A 23,061-nucleotide genomic window follows, 5' to 3' on the forward strand; every position below is an offset into this window, starting at 1 on the left:
TTTTTAATTTATGCCCCTTCGCGCCAGGCATTTTCTATTTCTTCGGCGAGAATTTTCACCCCGGCTTCAATTTTCTCCGGATCCGGAACGTAATTCATGCGCATACACTGGTGAGTATGCGGCCAGGGTTTATCGAGACCCGGGAAGAAGTAGTCGCCTGGCACCATCAGCACTCCGCGTTTTTTCAGACGCTGGTACAGCAGTTCGGTGGAAACCGGCAGATCCTTAAACCATAACCAGAGGAAAATCGCCCCTTCGGGTTTGTGGATGAGGCAGCGGTCTTCAGGTAAATAGCGGCGAATAATGGCGATAGTTTCCTGAACGCGCTGATAGTAGAACGGTTTTATCACCGTTTCCGACAGGCGCAGCAGGTCGTTGCGTTTGATCATCTCGCACATCATGGCAGGGCCAATACCGCCGGGCGCCAGGCTGATAATGCCGTTCATATTGCTGACTGCAGAGATGATTTTCTCATTGGCAATGATGATACCGCAGCGGCTGCCCGGTAAGCCGAGCTTCGACAGGCTCATACACAGCACGATGTTCGGGTTCCACAGCGGGCGCGCTTCACTAAAAATAATCCCCGGGAACGGCACGCCATAGGCGTTATCAATCACCAGCGGGATGCCATGCTGGTGCGCCAGTGCATCGAGCTTCAGCAGTTCTTCATCGGTGATGACGTTACCGGTCGGGTTGGTGGGACGCGAAACGCAGATCATCCCGGTTTCTTCGGTAATGCTGAGGTGCTCGAAATCAACGTGATATTTGAATTGCCCCTCGGGCAGCAGTTCAATATTGGGTCTTGTTGAGACAAAGAGATCCTCTTCGAGGCCCGAATCGGCGTAGCCGATATACTCCGGTGCCAGCGGGAACAGCACTTTTTTAGAGCTGCCGTCGGCGTGGCGACCAGCGAAGAGATTGAACAAGTAGAAAAACGCGCTCTGACTGCCGTTTGTCAGTGCAATATTCTGCGGTTCGATATCCCAACCTAATTCATCCCGTAGCATTCCGGCGAGTCTGTCGAGGAGTTCGGTTTTCCCCTGAGGACCATCGTAGTTACACAACGCATCGGCAGCGCTGCCGTTTTCCAGCATCTCGCGTAGCAGGTTCTGGAAATAATCGTTCATTTCCGGAATCTGGGCCGGATTACCGCCGCCAAGCATGATGGCACCGGGCGTACGCAGGCCGTCGTTAAGGTCCTCCATCAGGCGGGTAATGCCTGAATGGCGGGTGAATTTGTCGCCGAAAAGTGAAAATGTCATAGCAGGTGTTCTATTGGCCTTACTGGGAAGTTACCCACCATAACGCCAGCTATGGCATGGTGCAAATCGGAGGAGTATGCAGTTTTTGGTGAATTATTCTGCTTATTTTCTGGAAAGTAGAATTAGCTTCCCCTCGTGCCGGAGAGGAAGCGGTCCGATTATTTTTTCAGGCCTGCCCAGATGACCATCACCTTATCATCGCCGTGCTGGCGAACGAATCCATAACCTTGAGTGAGGGGCAGGGTCGTTTGTCTGCCTTCACCGATCGCCGGATGGCGGGCTCGGAACTGCCCCAGACGTTGCCAGTGCTTCACTAGTGCTGCTGCTTTGCCGTCGACATCCTGCCAGTTCATATCAGAACGGGTGCCCTGCAACGGATCTGAGCCGGTAGGGCCAAACGGCCGTTCGGACTCATCACCATAAAAAATCTGTACCGCACCGGGGGCGAGCAATAGTAACTCGGCGGCACGGTGACCCGGCTCGCGGAACAGTTGGGTATCATGAGAAGAGAGATAGCTGAGTACGTTGAAATTCTGCAGTTTGTCGGCCATTTGCTGCCAGGTAGCGTCCATCTCCGCCAGGCAGCCGCTGGCGCTGGTGGCCTGCTGCTGGTAATCAAAGTTAATCATCGCATCGAAGCCGTAACGATAATACTCGCTTTGCATCACGCCGTGGCCCCAGGCCTCGCCGGTCATCCAGAAAGGGGCGTTATCCAGCGCTTTTTGCGGGTTGGCGTGTTTCCACGCCGCGAGAGCCTCCGTTGACTGGTTCTTCAACTGCTGCCATGCAGGCAGTTCAACATGTTTCGCCGTATCAACGCGAAAACCATCAATCCCGTAATCGCGCACCCACTGGCTCAGCCAGTGGGTCAGGTAATCCCGAGGCGTAAATCCGGCGATGGCTTTGGCGTGCGTGTCCGTTTTATGTTGATAGAAGACTGGCAGCCCGGAAGGGACCGTTGACTCGGTTTTGAGATCCGGCAGGAAGGCCAGCGACATCGTCAGGTCGTCAAAGCCGGGGTTATCGTAGTCGCCGATATCAGTGCGGATCCATTTCTTACCCCACCAATTTTCCCATGCTGCTTTATCGCTGAAGTTGATGTAATCGTTGAAGCTGTGCCAGTTCTGACCCGGCCCTGGCTGCCAGTTTGTCCAGTGCTCGCCCAGGGTTTTCTTTAGTTCGTCACCCTTCAGATACAGTGCACCGAACTGATACTCCTGCATATCGGCAAGCGTGGCATAGCCGGTATGGTTCATCACGATATCGAACAGTACGCGAATGCCGCGCTGGTGGGCACCGTCCACCAGGCGTTTGAGGTCATCTTCATTACCCATGTTGGCATCAAGCCGCGTCCAGTCCTGGGTGTAGTAGCCGTGGTAGGCGTAATGCGGGAAATCGCCTTTTGTGCCACCGCCGACCCAGCCGTGGATCTGCTCTAACGGCGAACTTATCCACAGCGCATTGACGCCGAGCTGCTGCAAATAATCCAGCTTGCTGGTGAGGCCCTTCAGGTCGCCACCGTGAAAGGTCCCAATTTCCTGCTGCCCGTCTTTATGACGACCATAGCTATTATCATTGCCCGGATCGCCGTTCACAAAGCGATCGGTCAGGACAAAATAGACCGTGGCGTTGTGCCAGTTGAAAGGGGCGGGAGCATCGATTTCCGCGCGCTCAAGCAACAGCAGGCCGTTACTGTCGGGGGCAGGCTGAAGGGTGATTTTCCCCTCGCTGACGGTCGTGGTTTGCTGACTGTAGAAATCACGTACAACGGTACCCTCCGGGAAGGTCTGGCTGACGTCAAGCGTCAACGGGCCACCGTTCCATGTGGGGCACTGGCGGGTCACGGCTGATGCTGCGCTGGTCTCCTCTGCTCTGAGCGACACGGTAAGTGTGGGGGTGCCGGAGCGGGTATCTATCGTCAGGGTATAGAGACCATCGCGGAAAACGCGCCAGCCGGGTGCGTTATCGTTACAGGGTTCAAGCGACAGCGTCTGATTGAGTTTGATCGGGGCGGCAGGCTGCCAGCATTTCTGGTCAAGACCTAACGTTAAAGCGCGTGTACCCTTCGCCAACGTTTTTTGAGTGACGAACTGACCAACACCCTGTGGGGTGAAATTGGGGAAGTCGTTGGCGGTCCACACTGCCGACCAGGCGAGGCCTGGCAGCAAAAGCGGCATAAGAGCAGCACGTTTCATTCAGTCACCTGTCGCGGTTTTTTGCTCAGTGTGACAGCAAGAAACACCACTGTACTCCTCCCCAGCGGGGGATGAGACGCAAGGGTGAGCGATCTTGCGCATAAAATGCCCGTAAAATGCGATAACAGCATCATTTTCGGCGTTTTTATGGCGAACTTCGCACATCGTGCGTGACATAGTTTCGGAATTGGACTATTTCTTTAGGTGCTCTTGAAGCCTATTTTTGATATGATTTGTGGTTCAGCTCTCAAATTTTTGAAAAATACAAGGTGTTGGAATGTTTATATCCGACCAGGAGACCTAATGATATCGACTCCCATTCGACGATATGGGGCCGCGATACTCATGTTACTTACCTGTATATTCTCAGGTAGCGTACTGGCAAAGACACATACCACTACGCACACAGCAACAAAGAGTCACAAAGCCCCGGTAGCAAAGACAAGTAGTATTAAGGTTAGCAGTAAACAAGAGTATTCTCGCAATAGTGAAATAAGCGGTTCACTTCCTGACTTGCGAAAATACCCTTCCGGAACACCAAGGAAAAAAGCGTTTCTCCGGACAGTGATGCCTTACATTACCAGTCAAAATGCTGCGATCACCGCCGATCGTAACTGGTTGATCTCCAAGCAGTACGATGGCCGCTGGTCACCGACTGAGCGCAATCGTCTGAAAGACATTGCGAAGCGCTACAAGGTGGGTTGGTCCGGGAATACCCGTAAGATCCCATGGAACTCGCTGCTTGAGCGCGTCGACATTATCCCTGTCAGCATGGTGGCAACCATGGCGGCAGCGGAAAGCGGCTGGGGTACCTCAAAACTGGCCCGTGCCAACAACAATCTGTTTGGCATGAAGTGCGGTAGCGGTAGCTGCAACAACGGTCCGGGTAAAGTGAAAGGTTACTCGCGCTTTGAGTCAGTAAAAGAATCGGTGCAGGCGTATGTGATTAATTTGAATACGCATAATGCCTATGCCTCCTTCCGTAAATCTCGTGCACAGCTGCGCAAGAACGATCAGGAAGTGACGGCAACCGCGATGATCCACAAGCTGAAAGGCTACTCGACGAAAGGGTCCAGTTATAACAACTACCTGTTCGCGATGTACCAGGATAACCAGCGACTGATTGCCGCCCATATGTAATCACTGCATATCACAGAAAACGCCTTCCATCCGGAAGGCGTTTTTTTTGGCTACAGCAGCACTTCGCTGTGCAGATCGCGGTACTCTTTTGGTGTGGTGTCGTACTCTTTCTTAAACACCGAGTAGAAATACTGCAGCGACGGGTAGCCGCACATCTGCGAGATTTCGTTTATTGATAAAGACGTCGAGACCAGCAGACTGCGCGCCTTCTCCAGCTTCTCGCTATGGATCACTGCGTGAATAGTGGTTCCTACTTCTTCCTTAAAGCGCTTCTCAAGATTGGAGCGTGAAATCCCCACTGCATCCAGAACCTGTTCTACCTTGATGCCTTTGCAGGCGTTATTGCGGATATAGTGCATAGCCTGAATCACCGCCGGATCGCGCAGCGAACGATAATCCGTGGAACGGCGCTCCACCACCCGCATCGGTGGCACCAGCAGGCGCTGTAGCGGCAGGCTCTCGTTATCCAGCAAACGGTGCAGCAGCTTTGCCGCCTGATAACCCATCTGGCGTGTTCCCTGTGCGACGGAGGAGAGTGCGACCCGTGAGAGGTAGCGCGTCAGCTCTTCGTTGTCGATGCCAATCACGCACAGTTTTTCCGGCACCGGAATATGCAGATGCTCGCAGGCCTGCAGCACATGGCGCGCACGGGCATCGGTGACGGCAATAATACCGGTTTGCTGCGGGAGTGTTTGCAGCCAGTCGGCAAGGCGGTTCTGGGCGTGCTGCCAGTTTTCCGGCGCCGTTTCCAGCCCCTGATAAATCACCCCGCGATACTTCTCTTTGGCTACCAGTTGCTGGAAGGCGTGCTCGCGTTCGGCGGCCCAGCGTTTACCGCTGGCGGTGGGCAGGCCGTAAAAAGCAAAACGCTGCACCCCTTTTTCTTTCAGATGCAAAAAGGCGCTTTCTACCAGCGCGTAATTGTCGGTTGCGATGTAGTGAACCTGCGGATAATGCTCCGGAAGATGGTAGGAGCCACCGACGCCGATGATAGGCACCTTCACATCTGCGAGCAGCTGTTCGATTTCCCGGTCATCGTAGTCGGCAATCACGCCGTCGCCGAGCCACTCTTTGATATTTTCCGTGCGGGCGCGGAAGTCTTCTTCGATGAAAATATCCCACTCAGACTGTGAAGCCTGTAGGTACTCGCCAACGCCTTCCACTACCTGGCGGTCGTAGGCTTTGTTGGCATTGAACAGCAGCGTAATTCGGTGACGCTTTTCAAACATGGTTCAGGTTTCCCGCTGAATCATCGCAAAATACCAGCCACGGCAGGTTCGCGGTGGCTGGCTAAGATTCAGGCGCGCCGTTTGGTCGCGGAGTCCATCCAGACCGCCAGCAACAGAATGGCACCCTTAACGATATACTGCCAGAACGTCGGAACATCCATCATGCTCATGCCGTTATCCAGCGCCGACATAATGAAGGCTCCCATCACTGCGCCCGCCACGCTGCCGACACCGCCGGCAAGACTGGTTCCCCCAATAACACAGGCGGCAATGGCATCCAGTTCGGCAATGTTTCCGGCGGAAGGTGAACCGGCGCCGAGGCGCGAGCTGAGGATCAGCCCCGCAATAGCCACCATCAGGCCGTTAATCGCGAACACGGCAAGCTTGGTGCGTTCAACGTTAATGCCCGATAAGCGCGCGGCCTCAATATTGCCACCAATGGCGTAAATTCGCCGTCCGAATGCGGTGCGAGTTGCCATAAACATCCCGGCAAGCAGCAGGGCGGCAAGAATAAGCACCGGCGTTGGCACACCGCGATAATCGTTTAACAGCCAGATAGCCCCGAGGACAATCACCGCCGTCAGCGCCTGACGCCCCACGGCACCGGTTGAAGGCGGCGTGCTCAGCCCTAATGCCTGGCGACGCAGACGCCCGCGCCACTGCCAGGCAATAAACACCATCATACCGATAACGCCGATGATAAAACCGGCGCTGTCCGGCAGATAACTCTGTCCGATTTGCGACATCGCGGCGCTGGTAGGGGAAACGGTGGTGCCGTTGGTGATACCGATGAGAATTCCACGAAACGCCAGCATCCCGGCCAGGGTGACAATAAAGGAGGGCACTTTGCGGTAGGCGACCCACCACCCGTTCCAGACGCCAAACACCAGCCCGAGGGCCAGCGTCACCAGTATGGTTAACGGTAATGGCCAGCCCAGCCAGACGTCAAAAATTGCCGCTACGCCGCCGAGCAGGCCCATCATGGAGCCGACGGAGAGGTCAATTTCGGCGGAAATAATCACGAACACCATGCCAACGGCAAGAATACCGGTGATAGCCGTCTGGCGCAGCAGGTTGGAGATATTACGTGCGCTGAGATACGAGCCGTCGGTGGTCCAGGTAAAAAACAGCATGATCACGACGATCGCCGCGATCATCACGAACACCTGCAGATTCAGCGATTTTAATCCCGGTAGCGCTGGCGCTGCCGATGGCGTGAGTTTCATTTCAGAGGGATTGGGTTTCGACATGGCGTTCGCTCCTCAGGGCGGCTTCCATCACCTGTTCTTGCGTCAGGCCATGGTTGATTAAGTTGGCTTTTAATTTCCCTTCGTGCATCACCAGCACGCGATCGCTCAGGCCGAGCACTTCCGGCAGCTCTGAAGAGATAACGATCACCGCGATGCCCTGCTGTACCAGCTGGTTTATCAGTTTGTAGATTTCGTACTTCGCACCGATATCAATACCGCGAGTTGGTTCATCAAGAATCAAAATTCGCGGGTTCAGCAGCAAGCAGCGAGCAAGAATAGCTTTTTGCTGATTACCGCCGCTGAGGCGGCCAATCGCCAGCTCTGGCGATGAGGTTTTAACCTTCAGACGGGAAATCGACTGCAAAATGCAGTGTTGTTCGGCGGCATCATCGAGGCTACTCAGCGTGCCAGAGAAGGTATCCAGCGCGGCAAGCGTGATATTTTTACCGACCGCCATCACCGGCACGATACCGTCTTTTTTGCGGTCTTCCGGTACCATGGCGATACCATGGGCTATCGCCTGCTGGCAGTTGGCTATTTTTACCGCTTTGCCATCGACATAAATGTCGCCTTCCCAACGACCGCGCCAGACGCCGAACAGGCACTGCACGGCCTCGGTGCGTCCGGCTCCTACCAGCCCGGCAATCCCGAGGATTTCACCGCGTTTCAGGCTGAACGACACGTCGTTCACACGTTTTATATGACGATTTACCGGATGCCAGGCGGTGAGGTGCTCTACCCGCAGGATCTCCTCGCCACAGGTGTGGGGCTCGTTGGGGTAGAGCGCCGTTAGCTCTCGTCCCACCATCATGGTGATGATATCGTCCTCGCTCATGCCGTGGGCATCGCGGGTACCGATGTGCTGACCGTCGCGAATGACGCAAATCGTGTCGGAAATGGCCTTCACTTCATTCAGCTTATGGGAGATATAAACACAGGCAATCCCGTGGTTTTGCAGGTCCCGAATAATGTTCAGCAGTACCGCGGTTTCCTGCTCCGTCAGCGATGCGGTGGGTTCGTCGAGGATAAGCAAACGTACCTGCTTGTTCAGCGCTTTGGCGATTTCAACCAACTGCTGCTGGCCGAGACCTAAATCACCCACCCGGGTGTCGGGAGATACCGCCAGGCTAACCTGCGCCAGCAGTTTTTCACAGCGCAGGGTCATGGTGTCGTAATCCAGAACACCATGGCGGCTGATTTCGGTGCCGAGGAAAATATTTTCCAGCACCGTTAAATGCTTAATAAGCGCCAGCTCCTGGTGAATAATAGCGATCCCTCGACGCTCGGTGTCGCGGATGTGGCTGGCCTGCAGGGGTTCTCCCGCAAAAAAAATATCGCCTTCGTAGCTACCGTGCGGATATATACCGCACAGTACCTTCATTAAGGTGGATTTACCGGAGCCGTTCTCACCGCACAGTGAAACCACTTCACCCGCGTTGAGCCTCAGGCTGACGTTATCAACCGCCTTTACCGCCCCGAAGGATTTGGTGATGTTTTTCATTTCGAGTAAATAAGGCATGTGCATTTACCCCTGGGAATACAAGGAGTGCCCCATTAATCGCAATGGGGCATCAGCTATTACAGATCGCTCTTTTTGTGGAAACCGTCTTTCACCACGGTGTCGTCAATATTGTTTTTATTCACTTCAATCGGAGTCAGCAGGCGGGAAGGAACGTCTTTCAGACCGTTATTCAACGTGGCGTCTGATTTAGGTTGCTGACCGTTGCCAAGCTCAACGGCAATTTCTGCAGCGGTGGTGGCAAGCGTGGTGATGGGCTTATACACCGTCATGGTTTGTGTGCCGGCGATAATGCGTTTCACGCCCGCGAGGTCGGCATCCTGGCCAGAAATGGCCACTTTCCCGGCAAGCCCTTGTGCGCTCAGCGCCTGAATAGCCCCACCGGCGGTGGCATCGTTAGACGCTACCACGGCATCAATTTTGTTATTGTTGGCCGTCAGGGCGTTTTCCATAATTTTCAGCGCATTTTCTGGCAGCCAGCCGTCGGCCCACTGATCGCCGACAATTTTAATTTTTCCGTCATCAATATAAGGTTTGAGGACTTTCATCTGTCCGGCACGGAACAACTTGGCATTGTTATCTACCGGTGAGCCACCCATCAGGAAATAATTTCCCTGGGGGACTTTGTTAACCAGGCTTTGGGCCTGCATTTCGCCCACTTTTTCATTATCAAATGAGATATAAAAATCAATGTCGGCGTTATTGATCATTCGGTCATAGGCCAGAACTTTAATCCCTTCCTGTTTGGCCTCTTTAATGACGTTGCTAAGTACCTGCCCGTTATAAGGAATAATGACTAAAACATCGACGCCGCGATTTATCATATTTTCAATTTGCGACATCTGGGTTTCTTCGTTGCCGTTTGCAGACTGCACAAATACGTCAGCACCCAATTCTTTTGCTTTATTCACAAAAATATCACGGTCTTTCTGCCAGCGTTCAAGGCGAAGGTCGTCAATCGCCATCCCAATTTTAACTTCTTTGGCAATGCCGGACAGGCTGGTCAGCAGGAGGGAAGCACATAGTGTGAGGCAAAAATGTTTTAATTTCATGATCGTGATGCCTTTTTTCTGTAGTTGCAGGGAGAGTAATCGATACGAAAAAGAAACATGCACTTCTGATACGCTGCAAATTTTTAACACTGAAAAGATTTCTGGCAATTACCGCTTTTTCTTTTCGCGTTATGATATTTGGTTTATTTGCTAATTTATGACCCTGATCGAATTTTAAAACGTTTCAGCTTATTGTTGCATTGCAACGTGGAAGCAAGATTCCAGTAAACAGCCGCGGTGTGCACTCTTTTTTTGCGAGCCAGCGCACGTTTGTGCATTCTCTTAATAGCGGTGTGAAATAACGTAATTGAGCAAGCCGGAATGTGAATCCAGTATTAGCACATGATTTATTTCTCGCCGCGTGTCTGAATATGGAGTTCATTATGCAAAGTTATTTCGATCAACTCGAACGTGTTCGTTATGAAGGGCCAAAATCGGAAAACCCGCTGGCGTTTCGCCACTACAATCCGGATGAGCTGGTGTTGGGCAAGCGCATGGAAGAGCACCTGCGTTTTGCCGCCTGCTACTGGCACACTTTCTGCTGGAACGGGGCAGACATGTTTGGCGTGGGTGCTTTTGAACGCCCATGGCAGCAGGCCGGTGACGCGCTGGCGCTGGCAAAACGCAAAGCCGACGTGGCGTTCGAGTTTTTCCATAAGCTGAATGTTCCTTACTACTGCTTCCATGACGTCGACGTCTCGCCGGAAGGCGCTTCGCTCAAAGAGTACCGCAACAACTTTGCCCAGATGGTGGATGTACTGGCGCAAAAACAGCAGGAGAGTGGAGTAAAACTGCTGTGGGGTACCGCGAACTGCTTCACCAACCCGCGCTATGGCGCAGGCGCCGCGACCAACCCGGATCCGGAAGTGTTCAGCTGGGCTGCTACCCAGGTGGTTACCGCAATGGATGCTACCCATCGTCTGGGCGGTGAAAACTATGTGCTGTGGGGCGGCCGCGAAGGTTACGAAACCCTGCTGAATACCGACCTGCGTCAGGAACGTGAACAGATTGGTCGCTTCATGCAGATGGTTGTTGAGCACAAGCACAAAACCGGCTTCCAGGGCACCCTGCTGATTGAGCCAAAACCACAGGAGCCGACGAAGCACCAGTATGACTATGACGCGGCGACGGTGTACGGTTTCCTCAAGCAGTTTGGCCTCGAAAAAGAGATTAAACTCAACATCGAAGCGAACCATGCGACCCTTGCTGGCCACTCTTTCCACCACGAAATTGCTACCGCCATCGCGCTGGGGCTGTTTGGCTCCGTCGATGCTAACCGCGGTGATGCACAGCTTGGCTGGGATACCGATCAGTTCCCGAACAGCGTGGAAGAGAATGCGCTGGTGATGTACGAGATCCTCAAAGCGGGCGGTTTCACCACCGGTGGCCTTAACTTTGATGCCAAAGTTCGTCGTCAGAGTACGGATAAATATGACCTGTTCTACGGCCACATTGGCGCGATGGACACCATGGCGCTGGCGCTGAAAGTGGCGGCACGTATGGTGGAAGATGGCCAGCTGGATAAGCGTGTTGCTAAGCGTTATGCCGGCTGGAACGGTGAGCTGGGCCAGCAGATCCTCAAAGGGCAGATGTCGCTGACCGAGCTTGCAACCTACGCCGAGCAACATAATCTGGCGCCGCAGCACCACAGCGGTCACCAGGAGCTGTTAGAGAACCTGGTTAACCATTACCTTTTCGACAAATAAGTCGCTAACGTCAGGTGAATATCAGCCCGGTCAGCGTCAGCTACCGGGCGTTTTTGTTAAGGAATTCGCACTATGTACATTGGGATAGATCTCGGTACCTCAGGCGTGAAGGCCATTCTGCTCAACGAGCAGGGTGAAGTACTGGCAACGCAGAGCGAAAAACTGTCGGTTTCCCGTCCGCACCCGCTATGGTCGGAACAGGATCCACTGGCGTGGTGGCAGGCGACGGATGCCGCCATGAAAGCCCTCGGGAAGCAACATTCCCTGCGCGGGGTAAAAGCGCTGGGGATCGCCGGACAGATGCACGGTGCCACGCTCCTTGATAAAGACCAGCGGGTACTGCGCCCGGCTATCCTGTGGAACGACGGTCGCTGCGCCGAAGAGTGTGTCCTTATTGAGGCGCAGGTGCCTCGCTCGCGAGATATCACCGGCAACCTGATGATGCCTGGTTTCACTGCCCCGAAGCTGCTGTGGGTGAAGCGCCATGAGCCGGAAGTTTTCGCGCAAATCGATAAGGTCCTGTTGCCGAAAGATTATCTGCGGTTGCGAATGACCGGCGAGTTTGCAAGCGACATGTCGGATGCGGCAGGCACGATGTGGCTTGACGTCGGCGCGCGCGACTGGAGCGATGAGATGCTGAGCGCCTGCTCTCTCAATCGCGGCCATATGCCTGCGCTGTTCGAAGGCAGTGCGGTGACCGGCACGCTTTTGCCTGCGGTGGCAGAGGCATGGAATATGCCCGAAGTTGCGGTAGTCGCCGGTGGTGGTGATAACGCGGCGGGGGCGGTGGGCGTTGGCATGGCGAATGCCGGGCAGGCGATGCTCTCTCTGGGTACCTCCGGCGTCTACTTCGCCGTCAGCAACGGTTTTCTCAGCAAGCCGGAGAGCGCGGTGCACAGCTTCTGTCACGCATTGCCTGGCCGTTGGCACCTGATGTCGGTGATGCTCAGCGCGGCGTCCTGTCTGGACTGGGCGGCAAAACTCACCGGGCTTGAAAGTGTTCCCGCGCTTATCGATGTGGCGCAGAAGGCAGATACAACGGCAACGCCGGTGTGGTTTTTGCCCTACCTCTCGGGGGAGCGCACGCCGCATAACAACCCGCAGGCGAAAGGCGTATTCTTTGGCCTGACGCACAAACATGGCCCAGCCGAACTTGCCAAAGCGGTGCTGGAGGGGGTGGGCTACGCGCTGGCCGACGGAATGGATGCGGTACACGCCTGTGGCGTAACGCCAGAGAGCATTACCCTCATCGGCGGTGGCGCCCGCAGTCCGTACTGGCGGCAGATGCTGGCGGACATTAGCGGCCAGCGGCTGGAATACCGTACCGGCGGTGATGTCGGCCCGGCGTTAGGGGCGGCGCGGCTGGCGCAGATAGCGATGAACCCGGACAAACCGCTTGCTGAGCTGCTCCCGTCGTTAGCGCTCGATCAGGCGCATAGCCCTGACCCGCGGCGGGTGGCGGAGTATGCGCCGCGCCGTGAAATGTTCCGCAAGATCTATCAGCAGCTGCTGCCGCTGATGTCCTGAGGTCATATCAACTGACGAACCGGCGGGTATCCACTTTCTGCAACAGCACGGAAAGCAGCAGGCTACCCGCCAGAGTGACGGCAAAAATCCACACCATATCCAGCACCGGCCAGGTTTTAAACTCAAGGCCGTTGGCCCGTAAGGCGTGGATAATCAGGGCGTGGAATCCGTAAATCCCCAGCGAATAGCGCGAGATAAGCGCCAGGCCCGGTATCGGGCGCTGGTTAAGGGTGTTTTTGACCACCGTCAGGGCCGCCGCCGCCGCGATGAACACTGCCGGGCCGCAGTACAGATACCAGGTATCGGCAAAATTACCGCGCCAGCGCAGCTCATGCAGCGTTCCCCGTGAGATGACAAACACGGCCACCACAAACAGCGCGCTACACCACAGCGTCAGTGATTTTTTTTCGGTGTCCATCATGCCAATGGCGCGTCCCAGCAGGCCGTACAGCACATAGTAAAACGTATCGCCGTTAATATAGAGATTGATGGGGAGCCACTCAAAGCCAGCAATTTTCTGCGAAACGGTATTGGGGTTCGCGAGAATCCCAATCACCAGCATCAGGCCGAGCAACATTTTGCCGCTGATGGTTTTCACCTGAATCAGCGGCGAAAGCAGATAAATGACGATGATGGCGAAGAAAAACCACAGGTGGTAGAACACCGGTTTTTGCAGCAGATACTTCAGCGACAGCTCAGGGTTGATGCGGGTAAACAGCGTGATGTAGAGCAGCGAAACGGCGCTGTAAAACAGCAGACAGGCGGCGATCCGCAAAAAATGTTTCGGGCGCGCGCTGCGTTCGCCAAAGAACAGATAGCCTGAAATCATAAAGAACAGCGGCACGCTGACCCGCGATGCTGAGTTCAGCAAATTAGCGACTTCCCAGCTCAGATGACTGACGCTCTGGGAGTTGGTAATCGACCATACGGTGGTATGAATCATCACCACCATCAGACAGGCTATCCCTCGCAGATTATCTATCCAGTTAATTTTTGACTGCATTCGTGCCCCAGTATCCTCATTTGTCCCGTTAACAGCTTCTGACCGGCGATCGCGTGGGTTGCTCGCTGGAATATTCTGAGTTTTTCACGCACCTCTTGTTCTGCGAGTGCGGTATTTGCAGAATGCTCTAGCATATTTGATGACCTGCTAAATATAACAGCCGTATAACAAGACAATAGCCTGATGATGATAAAGATATTCGCTCCACTGCTGGCTATTGTGCTGCTGGCTGGATGCAGTGCGGCAAACCAGCCGCCACAGAAAGCGCAAAAAGCGAAGGCCAGCCCGCTGCACTCGCTTGAGATGGAGTCGTTGTGCAAAAACCAGGCGGCGCATCGCTACAATACCGCTGCACAGAAAATCGACGTTACCGGCTTTGAGCAGTTCCAGGGGAGCTATGAGCTGCAGGGGTTTACTGCCCGCAATGAGGGTTTTGTCTGCTCATTTGATCCAGACGGGCAATTTTTGCATCTTTCTATGCGCTAACCCGCCGCTTCGCGCGGCGTTGGTCTCCTTTCGTGGCAATTTTGCCCAATTTTCACTAAACAGAACCGTTTCGTACTGTATATCTCGCAGCCAGCGGTTATACTGGTTCCTTCCTTTAAATCCACACGTATCCAGCACGAAATAATATGCAAAAGTTTGATACCAGGACCTTCCAGGGCCTGATCCTGACCTTACAGGATTACTGGGCTCGTCAGGGCTGCACCATTGTTCAACCACTGGACATGGAAGTCGGCGCCGGCACTTCACACCCAATGACCTGCTTACGCGCGTTGGGACCAGAGCCGATGGCAACCGCTTATGTTCAGCCATCCCGCCGCCCGACCGACGGCCGCTACGGCGAAAACCCGAACCGTTTACAGCACTATTATCAGTTCCAGGTGGTGATTAAACCTTCCCCGGACAACATTCAGGAGCTGTACCTCGGATCCCTGAAAGAGCTGGGTATGGACCCGACCATTCACGACATTCGCTTCGTTGAAGACAACTGGGAAAACCCGACGCTGGGTGCCTGGGGTCTGGGCTGGGAAGTGTGGCTGAACGGTATGGAAGTCACCCAGTTTACCTACTTCCAGCAGGTGGGCGGTCTGGAATGCAAACCAGTAACCGGAGAAATCACCTACGGTCTGGAGCGTCTGGCAATGTACATTCAGGGCGTAGACAGCGTTTACGACCTGGTCTGGAGCGACGGCCCGTTGGGTAAAACCACCTACGGCGACGTGTTCCATCAGAACGAAGTGGAGCAGTCCACTTACAACTTCGAATACGCGGATGTCGACTTCCTGTTCTCCTGCTTTGAGCAGTACGAGAAAGAAGCCCAGCAGTTGCTGGCGCTGGAAAACCCGCTGCCGCTGCCTGCCTACGAGCGTATTCTGAAGGCCGCCCATAGCTTCAACCTGCTGGATGCGCGTAAGGCCATCTCCGTCACCGAACGTCAGCGCTACATTTTGCGTATCCGTACCCTGACCAAAGCAGTGGCAGAAGCTTACTACGCTTCCCGTGAAGCCCTTGGCTTCCCGATGTGCAACAAAGACAAATAAGAGGCGGCCATGTCTGAGAAAACTTTCCTGGTGGAGATCGGCACCGAAGAGCTGCCACCAAAAGCACTGCGCAACCTGGCTGAATCCTTTGCGGCTAACTTTACGGCAGAGCTGGATAACGCGGGCATTGCGCACGGCAATGTTGAATGGTTTGCGGCTCCGCGTCGCCTGGCGCTGAAAGTGGCTAACCTTGCCGCTTCCCAGCCGGATCGCGAAGTTGAAAAACGCGGCCCGGCGATCTCCCAGGCGTTTGACGCTGAGGGTAAACCAAGCAAAGCGGCCGAAGGCTGGGCGCGTGGCTGCGGTATCACCGTTGACCAGGCCGAACGTCTGACCACCGATAAAGGTGAGTGGCTGCTGTATCGTGCCCATGTGAAAGGCGAAAGCGCTGAAGCGCTGGTGCCGAACATGGTCGCAACGTCACTGGCAAAATTGCCGATCCCGAAACTGATGCGCTGGGGTGCCTCCGACGTGCACTTCGTGCGTCCGGTTCACACCGTGACCCTGCTGCTGGGTGATAAAGTGATCCCGGCAACGATTCTGGGCATTCAGTCCGATCGCGTGATCCGCGGTCATCGCTTTATGGGCGAGCCAGAGTTCACCATCGACAACGCCGATCAGTACCCTGAAATTCTGCACAAACGTGGCATGGTCGTTGCTGACTATGAAGCGCGTAAAGCCAAAATCAAAGCCGATGCTGAAGAAGCGGCGCGTAAGATTGGCGGTAACGCTGACCTGAGCGAAAGCCTGCTGGAAGAAGTCACCTCGCTGGTGGAATGGCCGGTGGTGCTGACCGCGAAGTTCGAAGAGAAATTCCTCGCCGTTCCGGCTGAAGCGCTGGTGTACACCATGAAAGGTGACCAGAAGTACTTCCCGGTCTACGACAACGCGGGCAACCTGTTGCCGAACTTCATCTTTGTGGCAAACATCGAGTCCAAAGATCCGCAGCAGATTATTTCCGGTAACGAAAAAGTGGTGCGCCCGCGTCTGGCGGATGCCGAGTTCTTCTTCAAAACCGACCGTAAAAAACGTCTGGAAGATAACCTGCCGCGCCTGCAGACCGTGCTGTTCCAGCAGCAGTTGGGCACCCTGCGCGACAAGACCGACCGCATTCAGGCCCTGGCGGGCTGGATTGCTGGCCAGACTGGCGCCGATGTTAACCACGCTACCCGCGCGGGCCTGTTGTCCAAGTGTGACCTGATGACCAACATGGTCTTCGAGTTCACCGACACCCAGGGTGTGATGGGTATGCACTACGCACGTCACGATGGCGAAGCGGAAGATGTGGCCGTGGCGCTGAACGAGCAGTATCAGCCGCGCTTTGCCGGTGATGACCTGCCGTCTAACCCGGTTGCCTGTGCGCTGGCGATCGCTGACAAGATGGATACCCTGGCGGGTATCTTCGGTATCGGTCAGCATCCGAAAGGCGACAAAGACCCGTTTGCGCTGCGTCGTGCGGCGCTTGGCGTGCTGCGTATCATCGTTGAGAAGAACCTGCCGCTGGATCTGCAGACCCTCACCGAAGAAGCGGTACGTCTGTACGGCGACAAGCTGACCAACGCGAAAGTGGTTGATGACGTTATCGATTTCATGCTCGGTCGTTTCCGCGCCTGGTATCAGGATGAAGGCTACACCGTGGATACCATTCAGGCGGTGCTGGCGCGTCGCCCAACTCGTCCGGCTGACTTTGATGCACGTATGAAGGCGGTGTCACACTTCCGTACCCTGGATGCGGCATCTGCGCTGGCTGCGGCCAACAAACGTGTTTCCAACATTCTGGCGAAATCTGACGAAACGCTGAACGAGCGTGTTAACGCCGCGACGCTGAAAGAGCCGGAAGAGATCGAGCTGGCGATGCAGGTTGTGGTGCTGCGCGACAAGCTGGAGCCGTTCTTCGCGGAAGGTCGCTACCAGGAGGCACTGGTAGAGCTGGCTGAACTGCGTGAGCCGGTGGATGCGTTCTTCGAGAAAGTGATGGTGAACGTTGAGGATAAAGAGCTGCGCATTAACCGTCTCTCTATGCTCGAAAAACTGCGTGAACTGTTCCTGCAGGTAGCCGATATCTCGCTGCTGCAGTAATCCGTTCTCTGCTAAAAACCCGCCACCCGGCGGGTTTTTTTATGCCTGTAACCCAGTCGCTCAAAAAAACAAAGTTGAAATACTGGTGCTATTACGGCTATCCTTTGCCGCGACGAATCCCTCGTCTCACTGAGGCACACTGAAAATGGACAAACACACCTGCTGAATTCGAATCCTTGCTAAGCGGCAGACCGCAGGCAGGGGAGTTATTGATTTCATTCAGGAGTGCTTATGGCCCATTGTGCGCAATCCCCCCTTTTTATTTTGCATCAGGTCACCTGTCAGTTTGCGACGGGCGATGTTCTTTTTGGTCCGCTGAATCTACCACTTGAAGCTTCGCTTTGTGGCCTGGTCGGGCGCAACGGCGTGGGTAAAACCCGGCTATTGCGCTTGCTGGCAGGCGAGGATGTACCGTCTGGTGGGCATATCGAACGTTTTGGCGTCCACGTCTGGGTGGCGCAGCAGCATGCGGTAGAGCCGCAGATGACGCTTGCCGGGCTGCTGGGCTACGAGGCAGTTTTCGCCGCTTTGCACCGGGTTGTGGCCGGCGAGAGTCTGCCCGATGACGTTGAACGTCTGGAAGGTCACTGGGATCTGCAGGAACGCCTGAACAGCGCGTTTCTGGAGGCCGGTCTTGGTGGTTTCGAGCCGCAGAGGCTCGCTACCTCTCTGAGCGGTGGCGAACGAGTGAAGGCGTTGCTATGCGCAGCGTTTTTGTCGGGAGCGGACTACCTGCTGCTCGACGAACCGACTAACCATCTCGACAAGCAGGGCCGCGAGTGGCTCTACCACAAACTGGCGTGCTGGCGTGGCGGGGCGCTGATTGCCAGTCACGATCGGGAACTCTTGTCCCGGATGCCGCGTATTCTCGAGCTCACTCCCGGCCAGCTTCGCAGCTTTGGTGGCAACTACGATGATTATCAGCAGCAGCGTGATGCCGAACAGCAGGCGGCGCGTGCGGCGCTCGAACATGCGGCCACCGAGCGGCGGCGAACCCGGGCGCGTATGCAGAAGGAACATGATGCCAGTCAGCGTCGCTCAGCCCAGACCTTACGCACGGTTGATACTCTGAATATCGCGTCCTTCGAGCGGGTGAAGTACAAAGGGGCGGCGAAAGAGCGCCCTGGCAGCGTGCTGCGCCAGCATCGGGAGCAGAATCGTGAACTCAACGCCGCCGTCGCAGAAGCCCGTGAGCGGGTCGAAGAGGAGACTCCGGTGATGTTCACGCTACCGGGGAGCCAGATTGCTACGGGGAAACAGGTGCTGGAACTGGAGGCGCTTCAGCTGGCGTACAGCAGTACCTCGCCGCTGACCTGGCGGCTCGACGGGCCGATGCGTATTGCGCTGCGTGGCCCAAACGGCTGCGGCAAGACGACGCTCTTAAGAACGTTGATGGAGCTGGAAGCACCGTTATCCGGGGAGTGCCGCCTGTCGGTACCGGCGGCGTGGCTCGATCAGCACCTGAGCCAGCTCGATTTAACGCTGTCGGTGATGGCGCACCTCAACCTCGCAGACACGCCGCTGGAAGAGGGCATGCTGCGTACTCGTCTCGCCCAACTGCAGCTTGGTGCCGATAAAGTCCACCTGCCGCTTGGTGCGCTGAGCGGCGGAGAGCGGCTGAGGGCGGCGCTGGCCTGCGTGCTCTGGCGGCGTGATGCCACCCAGCTTCTGCTGCTGGACGAGCCTACCAACCATCTTGACCTGACCTCTACCCGCGCCATCGAAGCCGCGCTGGCGGAGTTTCCTGGCGCGATGCTGGTGGTTTCTCATGACGAGCATTTCCTGCAAGGTCTGAAGCTGACGCACTGTCTGGAATGGCGGGAGACGGGCTGGTATTTCGGACCGCTGTAGGGAATAACAGGCAAAAAAAATCCTCGTCAATGACGAGGATCTTTACGTGCTATAGAGCCTGATTCAGGCTCTCAGGCAGGCTTATGCGTTGGTTACGTTACCAGCAGCCGGGCCTTTAGCGCCGTTTTCGATGGTGAAGGAAACTTTCTGACCTTCATCCAGAGATTTGTAACCATCAGTCATGATAGCAGAGAAGTGAACGAACAGGTCTTTAGAACCGTCGTCCGGAGTGATGAAGCCGAAGCCTTTATCAGCGTTGAACCATTTTACGATACCAGTCATTTTGTTAGACATAGTGATTTCCTTTAATTTAAGTGTTATGCCAAATGGCAATGATGGTAGTGATTACAGATTTGAAGCAAAAAAGGGAAAGGTCACTACGAGGGTATCATTGGACAACCTATGAGAGGACTGCTCTGCTCGACTGCTTTATGGTCTGTAAATCAAACCGGCGACATTAACTCATGTTCGGCAGACGATAGCAACTTTTTTTATTCTTATACGTAAACAGAGCCCTGGATGTGGGCTCTGTTTTTCGGGTAAATACATTAAAAATCAAACGGCTAATTGTTTTATCATTTGCTGGTTCGCCAGCATCAGGCGCATCAGGTTGAGCTCGGTGGTGGAAGGTTTTACGCGTCGTGACTCCCACTCTTGCACCATGGCTACGGTAACGCCCATCGCTCTGGCAAATTCGTCTGTTTTAAGGCCTGTGCCTTTACGCAGCTGCTCAAACTCGGTAAAGGCAGAGGAAGCTTGCGCCAGAATAGCTGGCTGTATTTCGTCTTTAAAAACAATCTGTTCCAGACTGCTCAGCAGTTCAAACTCAGTCTCTTTGTATTCCATTGATAACTCCTCTGAATCACACTGCGGGATCGTGAATAAAGTAGAGCTCAGTAAGCATAGCCAGTTATTTTCCCTGGGATCGCCAGGGCCAGGGGCGAATCGTGCGATATATCTTTCCTGATGCGATTCAGCGAAAAAGGCGGCTGCCTAATGCCCTGAAAAGCAACGCCCACGCTCGGGTGGTATTTTTTTGTAAATACTCAGTACAAAACTGGCAAAGCCGTTAACCCGCCGTTTTTACATCGCATAACCTCAGGAAAAGGTATCTTGCAACGCTGACCTGGACTATCCTTGTCTGCGTCAGGCACGAGTGTGCCGGTTTGCGCGTTTATTGGCTGAAAGGAGTATAAAAATGGCGACAGGAAAGTCCTGCTCTCGCTGGTTTGCGCCTGTTGCGGCGTTATTGATGGTGGTTAGCCTGAGTGGGTGTTTCGATAAAGAAGGCGATCAGCGCAAAGCGTTCATCGACTTTTTACAGAATACTGCGATGCGTAGTGGAGAGCGTTTACCGACGCTGACTGCGGATCAGAAAAAACAGTTCGGCCCCTTTGTGTCTGATTATGCCGTGATTTATGGCTATTCTCAGCAGGTTAATCAGGCGATGGATGCAGGTTTGCGTCCGGTCGTTGATAGCGTCAATGCCATCCGCGTTCCGCAGGATTACATGACTCAGCGTGAGCCGCTGCGTCAGGCCAATGGTTCGCTTGGTGTGCTCAGCCAGCAGCTGGAAAACGCGAAAATGCAGGCCGATGCTGCGCATTCTGCTCTGAAACAGGCAGACGATCTGAAGCCGGTATTTGACCAGATTTACACCAAGGTTGTGACATCCCCGGCGAATGCGCTGCAACCGCTGATCCCGGCGGCGCAGATCTTCACTCAGCAACTGGTCCAGGTTGGCGATTTTGTCGCACAGCAGGGTACGCAGGTGAGCTTTGTGGCGAACGGCATTCAGTTCCCGACTTCACAGCAGGCAAGCCAGTACAACACCCTGATTGGCCCACTGGCCTCTCAGCACCAGGCGTTTAGCCAGGCCTGGGGTGCGGCGGTCGAAGCGACCCGTTAATCCGCTTCATTTACCCTCTCTCGTTCGGGAGAGGGTGCTTATCTTCACGCCACATGCGGATTCACGCAGTTCTTCTCCGTCTTTCCATGCAGTGCATCAATCAGATTATCCACCGCGGTGGATGCCATGCTAAAGCGGGTTTCGTGCGTTGCGGAACCGATATGTGGCAGCGCCACTACGTTTGGCATCGACAGCAGCGGCGAGTCTGTTGCCAGCGGTTCCTGTTCAAACACGTCGAGCCCGGCGGCATGAATTTCACCCTGTTTGAGTGCCGCAATGAGGGCTGTTTCATCGACTACCGGGCCGCGTCCGGCGTTGATAAAAATGGCCGATGATTTCATCTTTTTAAACTGCTCAGCGCCGAAGAGATGGCGAGTTTCATCGGTCAACGGCAGGATCAGGCAAACAAAATCGGCCTCCTGCAATAACGAGTCGAGGTCGCAGTAGCGCGCCTGGAAGCGGTTCTCGGCTTCCGGGTGACGGCGTCGGGCGTTATACAGAACCGGCATGCCAAAACCGAAGTGCGCGCGCTGTGCCAGCGCCATGCCGATCCGCCCCATACCGACAATGCCCATCGTCTTATGGTGCACATCCGTGCCAAACCAGTCAGGCCCAATGCTGTCGGTCCATTCTCCTGCTTTCACCCGTTCAGCCACTTCCGGCACCCGGCGGGCAGTGCTGAGCACCAGTGCCATCAGGGTATCGGCCACGGTTTCCGTGAGTGCGGTCGGGGTGTGCATAAGCAAAATACGGCGCGCGTTCAGTGCTTCGACGTCGAAGTTGTCATATCCCACGGAAATCGTAGAAGCGACGCGGAGCTCTGGCATGTTATCGAGCAACGCGGCATCGACTTTTTCGCTGGATCCCAGCATCCCTTCGGCGTTGGCGAAGGCGTCAGCGTGCTGCGTGACGGTCTGCGGGCTGAGGTCCTGCACCTGGGTGACGTTGGCGTGTTGTTCAAGGCGCTGTAGCAGCGTGTCCGGGAGGGATTTATACAAAATAACCGACGGCTTCATGCAATTCTCCGTAAACAAGATAGGCGAGTGACGGATGACCCGGCGACGAGCGCCGCCGGGTAAAGAGCATACTACAGCGGGCTTAGCGTGATTTCTACACGACGGTTTTGTGCTTTACCTTCGGTGGTGCTGTTGCTGGCGACCGGGTTCGCCGGGCCCATCCCGCTGGTACGCAGGCGGCCGGCGGCAACGCCCTGGGTGATAAGGGCGCTGGCGACGGAGTCTGCACGCTGCTGTGACAGGCGCATATTCAGGTCTTTACTACCGGTGCTGTCGGTATAGCCGACAACGTTAACGGCGGTCTTTTGATACTCTTTCAGCACCATTGCCACGCCGGTCAGGGTGTTGGCGCCCGCCGGTTTCAGGTTTGCGCTGCTGCTGTCGAAGGTGACGTTGTTCGGCATGTTCAGCACGATGGTATCGCCGTTTCGCGTTACGCTGACGCCGGTGCCCTGCATTTTCTCGCGCAGTTTCGCTTCCTGTACGTCCATGTAGTAACCGACGCCGCCGCCGACGGCAGCCCCTGCGGCCGCGCCAATCAGAGCGCCTTTACCGCGGTCTTTTTTCGAGGAGGAGAGCGCGCCGATACCGGCACCAACCAGTGAGCCAATACCGGCACCAATGCCGGATTTACCCGCTTCACGCTCGCCGGTGTACGGGTTGGTGGTGCAGCCTGAGAGAGCCAGTGCGCCGCTAACCATAGCGGCAATCATGATCACACGTTTTTTCATCTTAGTTCCTTTAATCCTTTTTATTCTTTGCCACAGCGAGGGTGGCGA

19 protein-coding genes are annotated in these 23,061 nt (G+C 55.1%); 8 read left to right on the top strand and 11 right to left on the bottom strand.

The features are described from left to right. Positions 1-8: 8 nt before the first annotated feature. Positions 9-1,262, bottom strand: a complete 1,254-nt coding sequence (gene avtA, locus GYRE_RS05575; RefSeq protein ID WP_038253682.1) for a valine--pyruvate transaminase — start codon at positions 1,260-1,262, stop codon at positions 9-11. 158 nt (positions 1,263-1,420) lie between these two features. Then, complete coding sequence (locus GYRE_RS05580) at positions 1,421-3,457, bottom strand: alpha-amylase (protein WP_038253683.1); 2,037 nt, start codon at positions 3,455-3,457, stop codon at positions 1,421-1,423. A 303-nt stretch (positions 3,458-3,760) separates the two neighbouring features. Here GYRE_RS05580 and GYRE_RS05585 point away from each other — a divergent pair, with 303 nt between their 5' ends. Beyond that, positions 3,761-4,597, top strand: a complete 837-nt coding sequence (locus GYRE_RS05585) for a protein bax (protein WP_038253686.1) — start codon at positions 3,761-3,763, stop codon at positions 4,595-4,597. Positions 4,598-4,647: 50 nt separating this feature from the next. Here the strand turns inward: GYRE_RS05585 and xylR are convergent, their stop codons facing one another. The 4 genes from xylR to xylF all read right to left on the bottom strand — a co-directional run bounded on the left by xylR (position 4,648) and on the right by xylF (position 9,647). Beyond that, positions 4,648-5,826 carry a D-xylose utilization transcriptional activator XylR gene (gene xylR, locus GYRE_RS05590; RefSeq protein ID WP_038253688.1) on the bottom strand — a complete coding sequence of 393 codons (1,179 nt, stop codon included), beginning with the start codon at positions 5,824-5,826 and terminating at the stop codon, positions 4,648-4,650. A 68-nt stretch (positions 5,827-5,894) separates the two neighbouring features. Further along, positions 5,895-7,076 (bottom strand): xylose ABC transporter permease XylH, encoded by a 1,182-nt coding sequence (xylH, locus tag GYRE_RS05595; RefSeq protein ID WP_038253690.1) that lies wholly within the window; start codon positions 7,074-7,076, stop codon positions 5,895-5,897. Beyond that, the gene (locus tag GYRE_RS05600) at positions 7,054-8,595 is read right to left on the bottom strand and encodes a xylose ABC transporter ATP-binding protein (protein ID WP_038253692.1); all 1,542 of its coding nucleotides are present in this window, start codon (positions 8,593-8,595) and stop codon (positions 7,054-7,056) included. The genes xylH and GYRE_RS05600 overlap by 23 nt, the downstream gene beginning before the upstream one ends. A gap of 59 nt (positions 8,596-8,654) precedes the next feature. After that, the gene (gene xylF, locus GYRE_RS05605; RefSeq protein WP_006817713.1) at positions 8,655-9,647 is read right to left on the bottom strand and encodes a D-xylose ABC transporter substrate-binding protein; all 993 of its coding nucleotides are present in this window, start codon (positions 9,645-9,647) and stop codon (positions 8,655-8,657) included. A gap of 383 nt (positions 9,648-10,030) precedes the next feature. Here xylF and xylA point away from each other — a divergent pair, with 383 nt between their 5' ends. Then, positions 10,031-11,353, top strand: coding sequence for a xylose isomerase (gene xylA, locus GYRE_RS05610; protein WP_038253693.1), 1,323 nt, complete (start codon positions 10,031-10,033; stop codon positions 11,351-11,353). Positions 11,354-11,425: 72 nt separating this feature from the next. Next, positions 11,426-12,880 (top strand): xylulokinase, encoded by a 1,455-nt coding sequence (gene xylB / locus GYRE_RS05615; RefSeq protein ID WP_038253695.1) that lies wholly within the window; start codon positions 11,426-11,428, stop codon positions 12,878-12,880. 7 nt (positions 12,881-12,887) lie between these two features. On the opposite strand, the gene GYRE_RS05620 is transcribed toward xylB, so the two are convergent. After that, positions 12,888-13,883: an acyltransferase gene (locus tag GYRE_RS05620; RefSeq protein ID WP_038253697.1), complete on the bottom strand. Its 996-nt coding sequence runs from the start codon at positions 13,881-13,883 to the stop codon at positions 12,888-12,890. Positions 13,884-14,066: 183 nt separating this feature from the next. Between GYRE_RS05620 and GYRE_RS05625 the strand changes: the two genes are divergently transcribed. The 4 genes from GYRE_RS05625 to GYRE_RS05640 all read left to right on the top strand — a co-directional run bounded on the left by GYRE_RS05625 (position 14,067) and on the right by GYRE_RS05640 (position 19,357). Next, a complete protein-coding gene (locus GYRE_RS05625; RefSeq protein ID WP_006817709.1) occupies positions 14,067-14,369 on the top strand; it encodes a YsaB family lipoprotein in 303 nt (100 codons plus the stop codon). Between the two features lie 146 nt (positions 14,370-14,515). Continuing rightward, entirely contained in the window at positions 14,516-15,427 is a 912-nt protein-coding gene (gene glyQ / locus GYRE_RS05630; protein ID WP_006817708.1) for a glycine--tRNA ligase subunit alpha, read from the top strand. A 9-nt stretch (positions 15,428-15,436) separates the two neighbouring features. After that, entirely contained in the window at positions 15,437-17,506 is a 2,070-nt protein-coding gene (gene glyS, locus GYRE_RS05635) for a glycine--tRNA ligase subunit beta (protein WP_006817707.1), read from the top strand. A 231-nt stretch (positions 17,507-17,737) separates the two neighbouring features. Then, complete coding sequence (locus GYRE_RS05640; protein ID WP_038253699.1) at positions 17,738-19,357, top strand: ABC-F family ATP-binding cassette domain-containing protein; 1,620 nt, start codon at positions 17,738-17,740, stop codon at positions 19,355-19,357. Between the two features lie 81 nt (positions 19,358-19,438). On the opposite strand, the gene cspE is transcribed toward GYRE_RS05640, so the two are convergent. Both cspE and GYRE_RS05650 read right to left on the bottom strand, forming a co-directional pair. Next, entirely contained in the window at positions 19,439-19,651 is a 213-nt protein-coding gene (cspE, locus tag GYRE_RS05645) for a transcription antiterminator/RNA stability regulator CspE (RefSeq protein WP_006817705.1), read from the bottom strand. 261 nt (positions 19,652-19,912) lie between these two features. Then, positions 19,913-20,203: an HTH-type transcriptional regulator gene (locus tag GYRE_RS05650; protein ID WP_006817704.1), complete on the bottom strand. Its 291-nt coding sequence runs from the start codon at positions 20,201-20,203 to the stop codon at positions 19,913-19,915. Positions 20,204-20,555: 352 nt separating this feature from the next. Between GYRE_RS05650 and GYRE_RS05655 the strand changes: the two genes are divergently transcribed. Further along, positions 20,556-21,266 carry a DUF3053 domain-containing protein gene (locus tag GYRE_RS05655; RefSeq protein ID WP_038253703.1) on the top strand — a complete coding sequence of 237 codons (711 nt, stop codon included), beginning with the start codon at positions 20,556-20,558 and terminating at the stop codon, positions 21,264-21,266. 44 nt (positions 21,267-21,310) lie between these two features. Here GYRE_RS05655 and ghrB read toward each other — a convergent pair whose 3' ends face one another. Together ghrB and GYRE_RS05665 are read right to left on the bottom strand one after the other, a co-directional pair. Next, a complete protein-coding gene (gene ghrB / locus GYRE_RS05660) occupies positions 21,311-22,282 on the bottom strand; it encodes a glyoxylate/hydroxypyruvate reductase GhrB (protein ID WP_006817701.1) in 972 nt (323 codons plus the stop codon). A gap of 71 nt (positions 22,283-22,353) precedes the next feature. Continuing rightward, positions 22,354-23,013, bottom strand: coding sequence for an OmpA family lipoprotein (locus tag GYRE_RS05665; RefSeq protein ID WP_038253706.1), 660 nt, complete (start codon positions 23,011-23,013; stop codon positions 22,354-22,356). Between the last annotated feature and the right edge of the window lie 48 nt (positions 23,014-23,061).

This window comes from Yokenella regensburgei ATCC 49455 (assembly GCF_000735455.1).
Lineage (GTDB): Bacteria > Pseudomonadota > Gammaproteobacteria > Enterobacterales > Enterobacteriaceae > Yokenella > Yokenella regensburgei.

What these genes read in the sequence shown, in the direction of transcription:
- ghrB (WP_006817701.1), bottom strand. Translation starts at nt 22,282, where the DNA reads ATGAAGCCGTCGGTTATTTTGTATAAATCCCTCCCGGACACGCTGCTA.
- GYRE_RS05665 (WP_038253706.1), bottom strand. Translation starts at nt 23,013, where the DNA reads ATGAAAAAACGTGTGATCATGATTGCCGCTATGGTTAGCGGCGCACTG.
- GYRE_RS05650 (WP_006817704.1), bottom strand. Translation starts at nt 20,203, where the DNA reads ATGGAATACAAAGAGACTGAGTTTGAACTGCTGAGCAGTCTGGAACAG.
- avtA (WP_038253682.1), bottom strand. Translation starts at nt 1,262, where the DNA reads ATGACATTTTCACTTTTCGGCGACAAATTCACCCGCCATTCAGGCATT.
- xylA (WP_038253693.1), top strand. Translation starts at nt 10,031, where the DNA reads ATGCAAAGTTATTTCGATCAACTCGAACGTGTTCGTTATGAAGGGCCA.
- GYRE_RS05620 (WP_038253697.1), bottom strand. Translation starts at nt 13,883, where the DNA reads ATGCAGTCAAAAATTAACTGGATAGATAATCTGCGAGGGATAGCCTGT.
- GYRE_RS05640 (WP_038253699.1), top strand. Translation starts at nt 17,738, where the DNA reads ATGGCCCATTGTGCGCAATCCCCCCTTTTTATTTTGCATCAGGTCACC.
- xylH (WP_038253690.1), bottom strand. Translation starts at nt 7,076, where the DNA reads ATGTCGAAACCCAATCCCTCTGAAATGAAACTCACGCCATCGGCAGCG.
- glyQ (WP_006817708.1), top strand. Translation starts at nt 14,516, where the DNA reads ATGCAAAAGTTTGATACCAGGACCTTCCAGGGCCTGATCCTGACCTTA.
- GYRE_RS05585 (WP_038253686.1), top strand. Translation starts at nt 3,761, where the DNA reads ATGATATCGACTCCCATTCGACGATATGGGGCCGCGATACTCATGTTA.
- xylB (WP_038253695.1), top strand. Translation starts at nt 11,426, where the DNA reads ATGTACATTGGGATAGATCTCGGTACCTCAGGCGTGAAGGCCATTCTG.
- GYRE_RS05600 (WP_038253692.1), bottom strand. Translation starts at nt 8,595, where the DNA reads ATGCCTTATTTACTCGAAATGAAAAACATCACCAAATCCTTCGGGGCG.
- xylF (WP_006817713.1), bottom strand. Translation starts at nt 9,647, where the DNA reads ATGAAATTAAAACATTTTTGCCTCACACTATGTGCTTCCCTCCTGCTG.
- GYRE_RS05580 (WP_038253683.1), bottom strand. Translation starts at nt 3,457, where the DNA reads ATGAAACGTGCTGCTCTTATGCCGCTTTTGCTGCCAGGCCTCGCCTGG.
- GYRE_RS05625 (WP_006817709.1), top strand. Translation starts at nt 14,067, where the DNA reads ATGATGATAAAGATATTCGCTCCACTGCTGGCTATTGTGCTGCTGGCT.
- GYRE_RS05655 (WP_038253703.1), top strand. Translation starts at nt 20,556, where the DNA reads ATGGCGACAGGAAAGTCCTGCTCTCGCTGGTTTGCGCCTGTTGCGGCG.
- glyS (WP_006817707.1), top strand. Translation starts at nt 15,437, where the DNA reads ATGTCTGAGAAAACTTTCCTGGTGGAGATCGGCACCGAAGAGCTGCCA.
- cspE (WP_006817705.1), bottom strand. Translation starts at nt 19,651, where the DNA reads ATGTCTAACAAAATGACTGGTATCGTAAAATGGTTCAACGCTGATAAA.
- xylR (WP_038253688.1), bottom strand. Translation starts at nt 5,826, where the DNA reads ATGTTTGAAAAGCGTCACCGAATTACGCTGCTGTTCAATGCCAACAAA.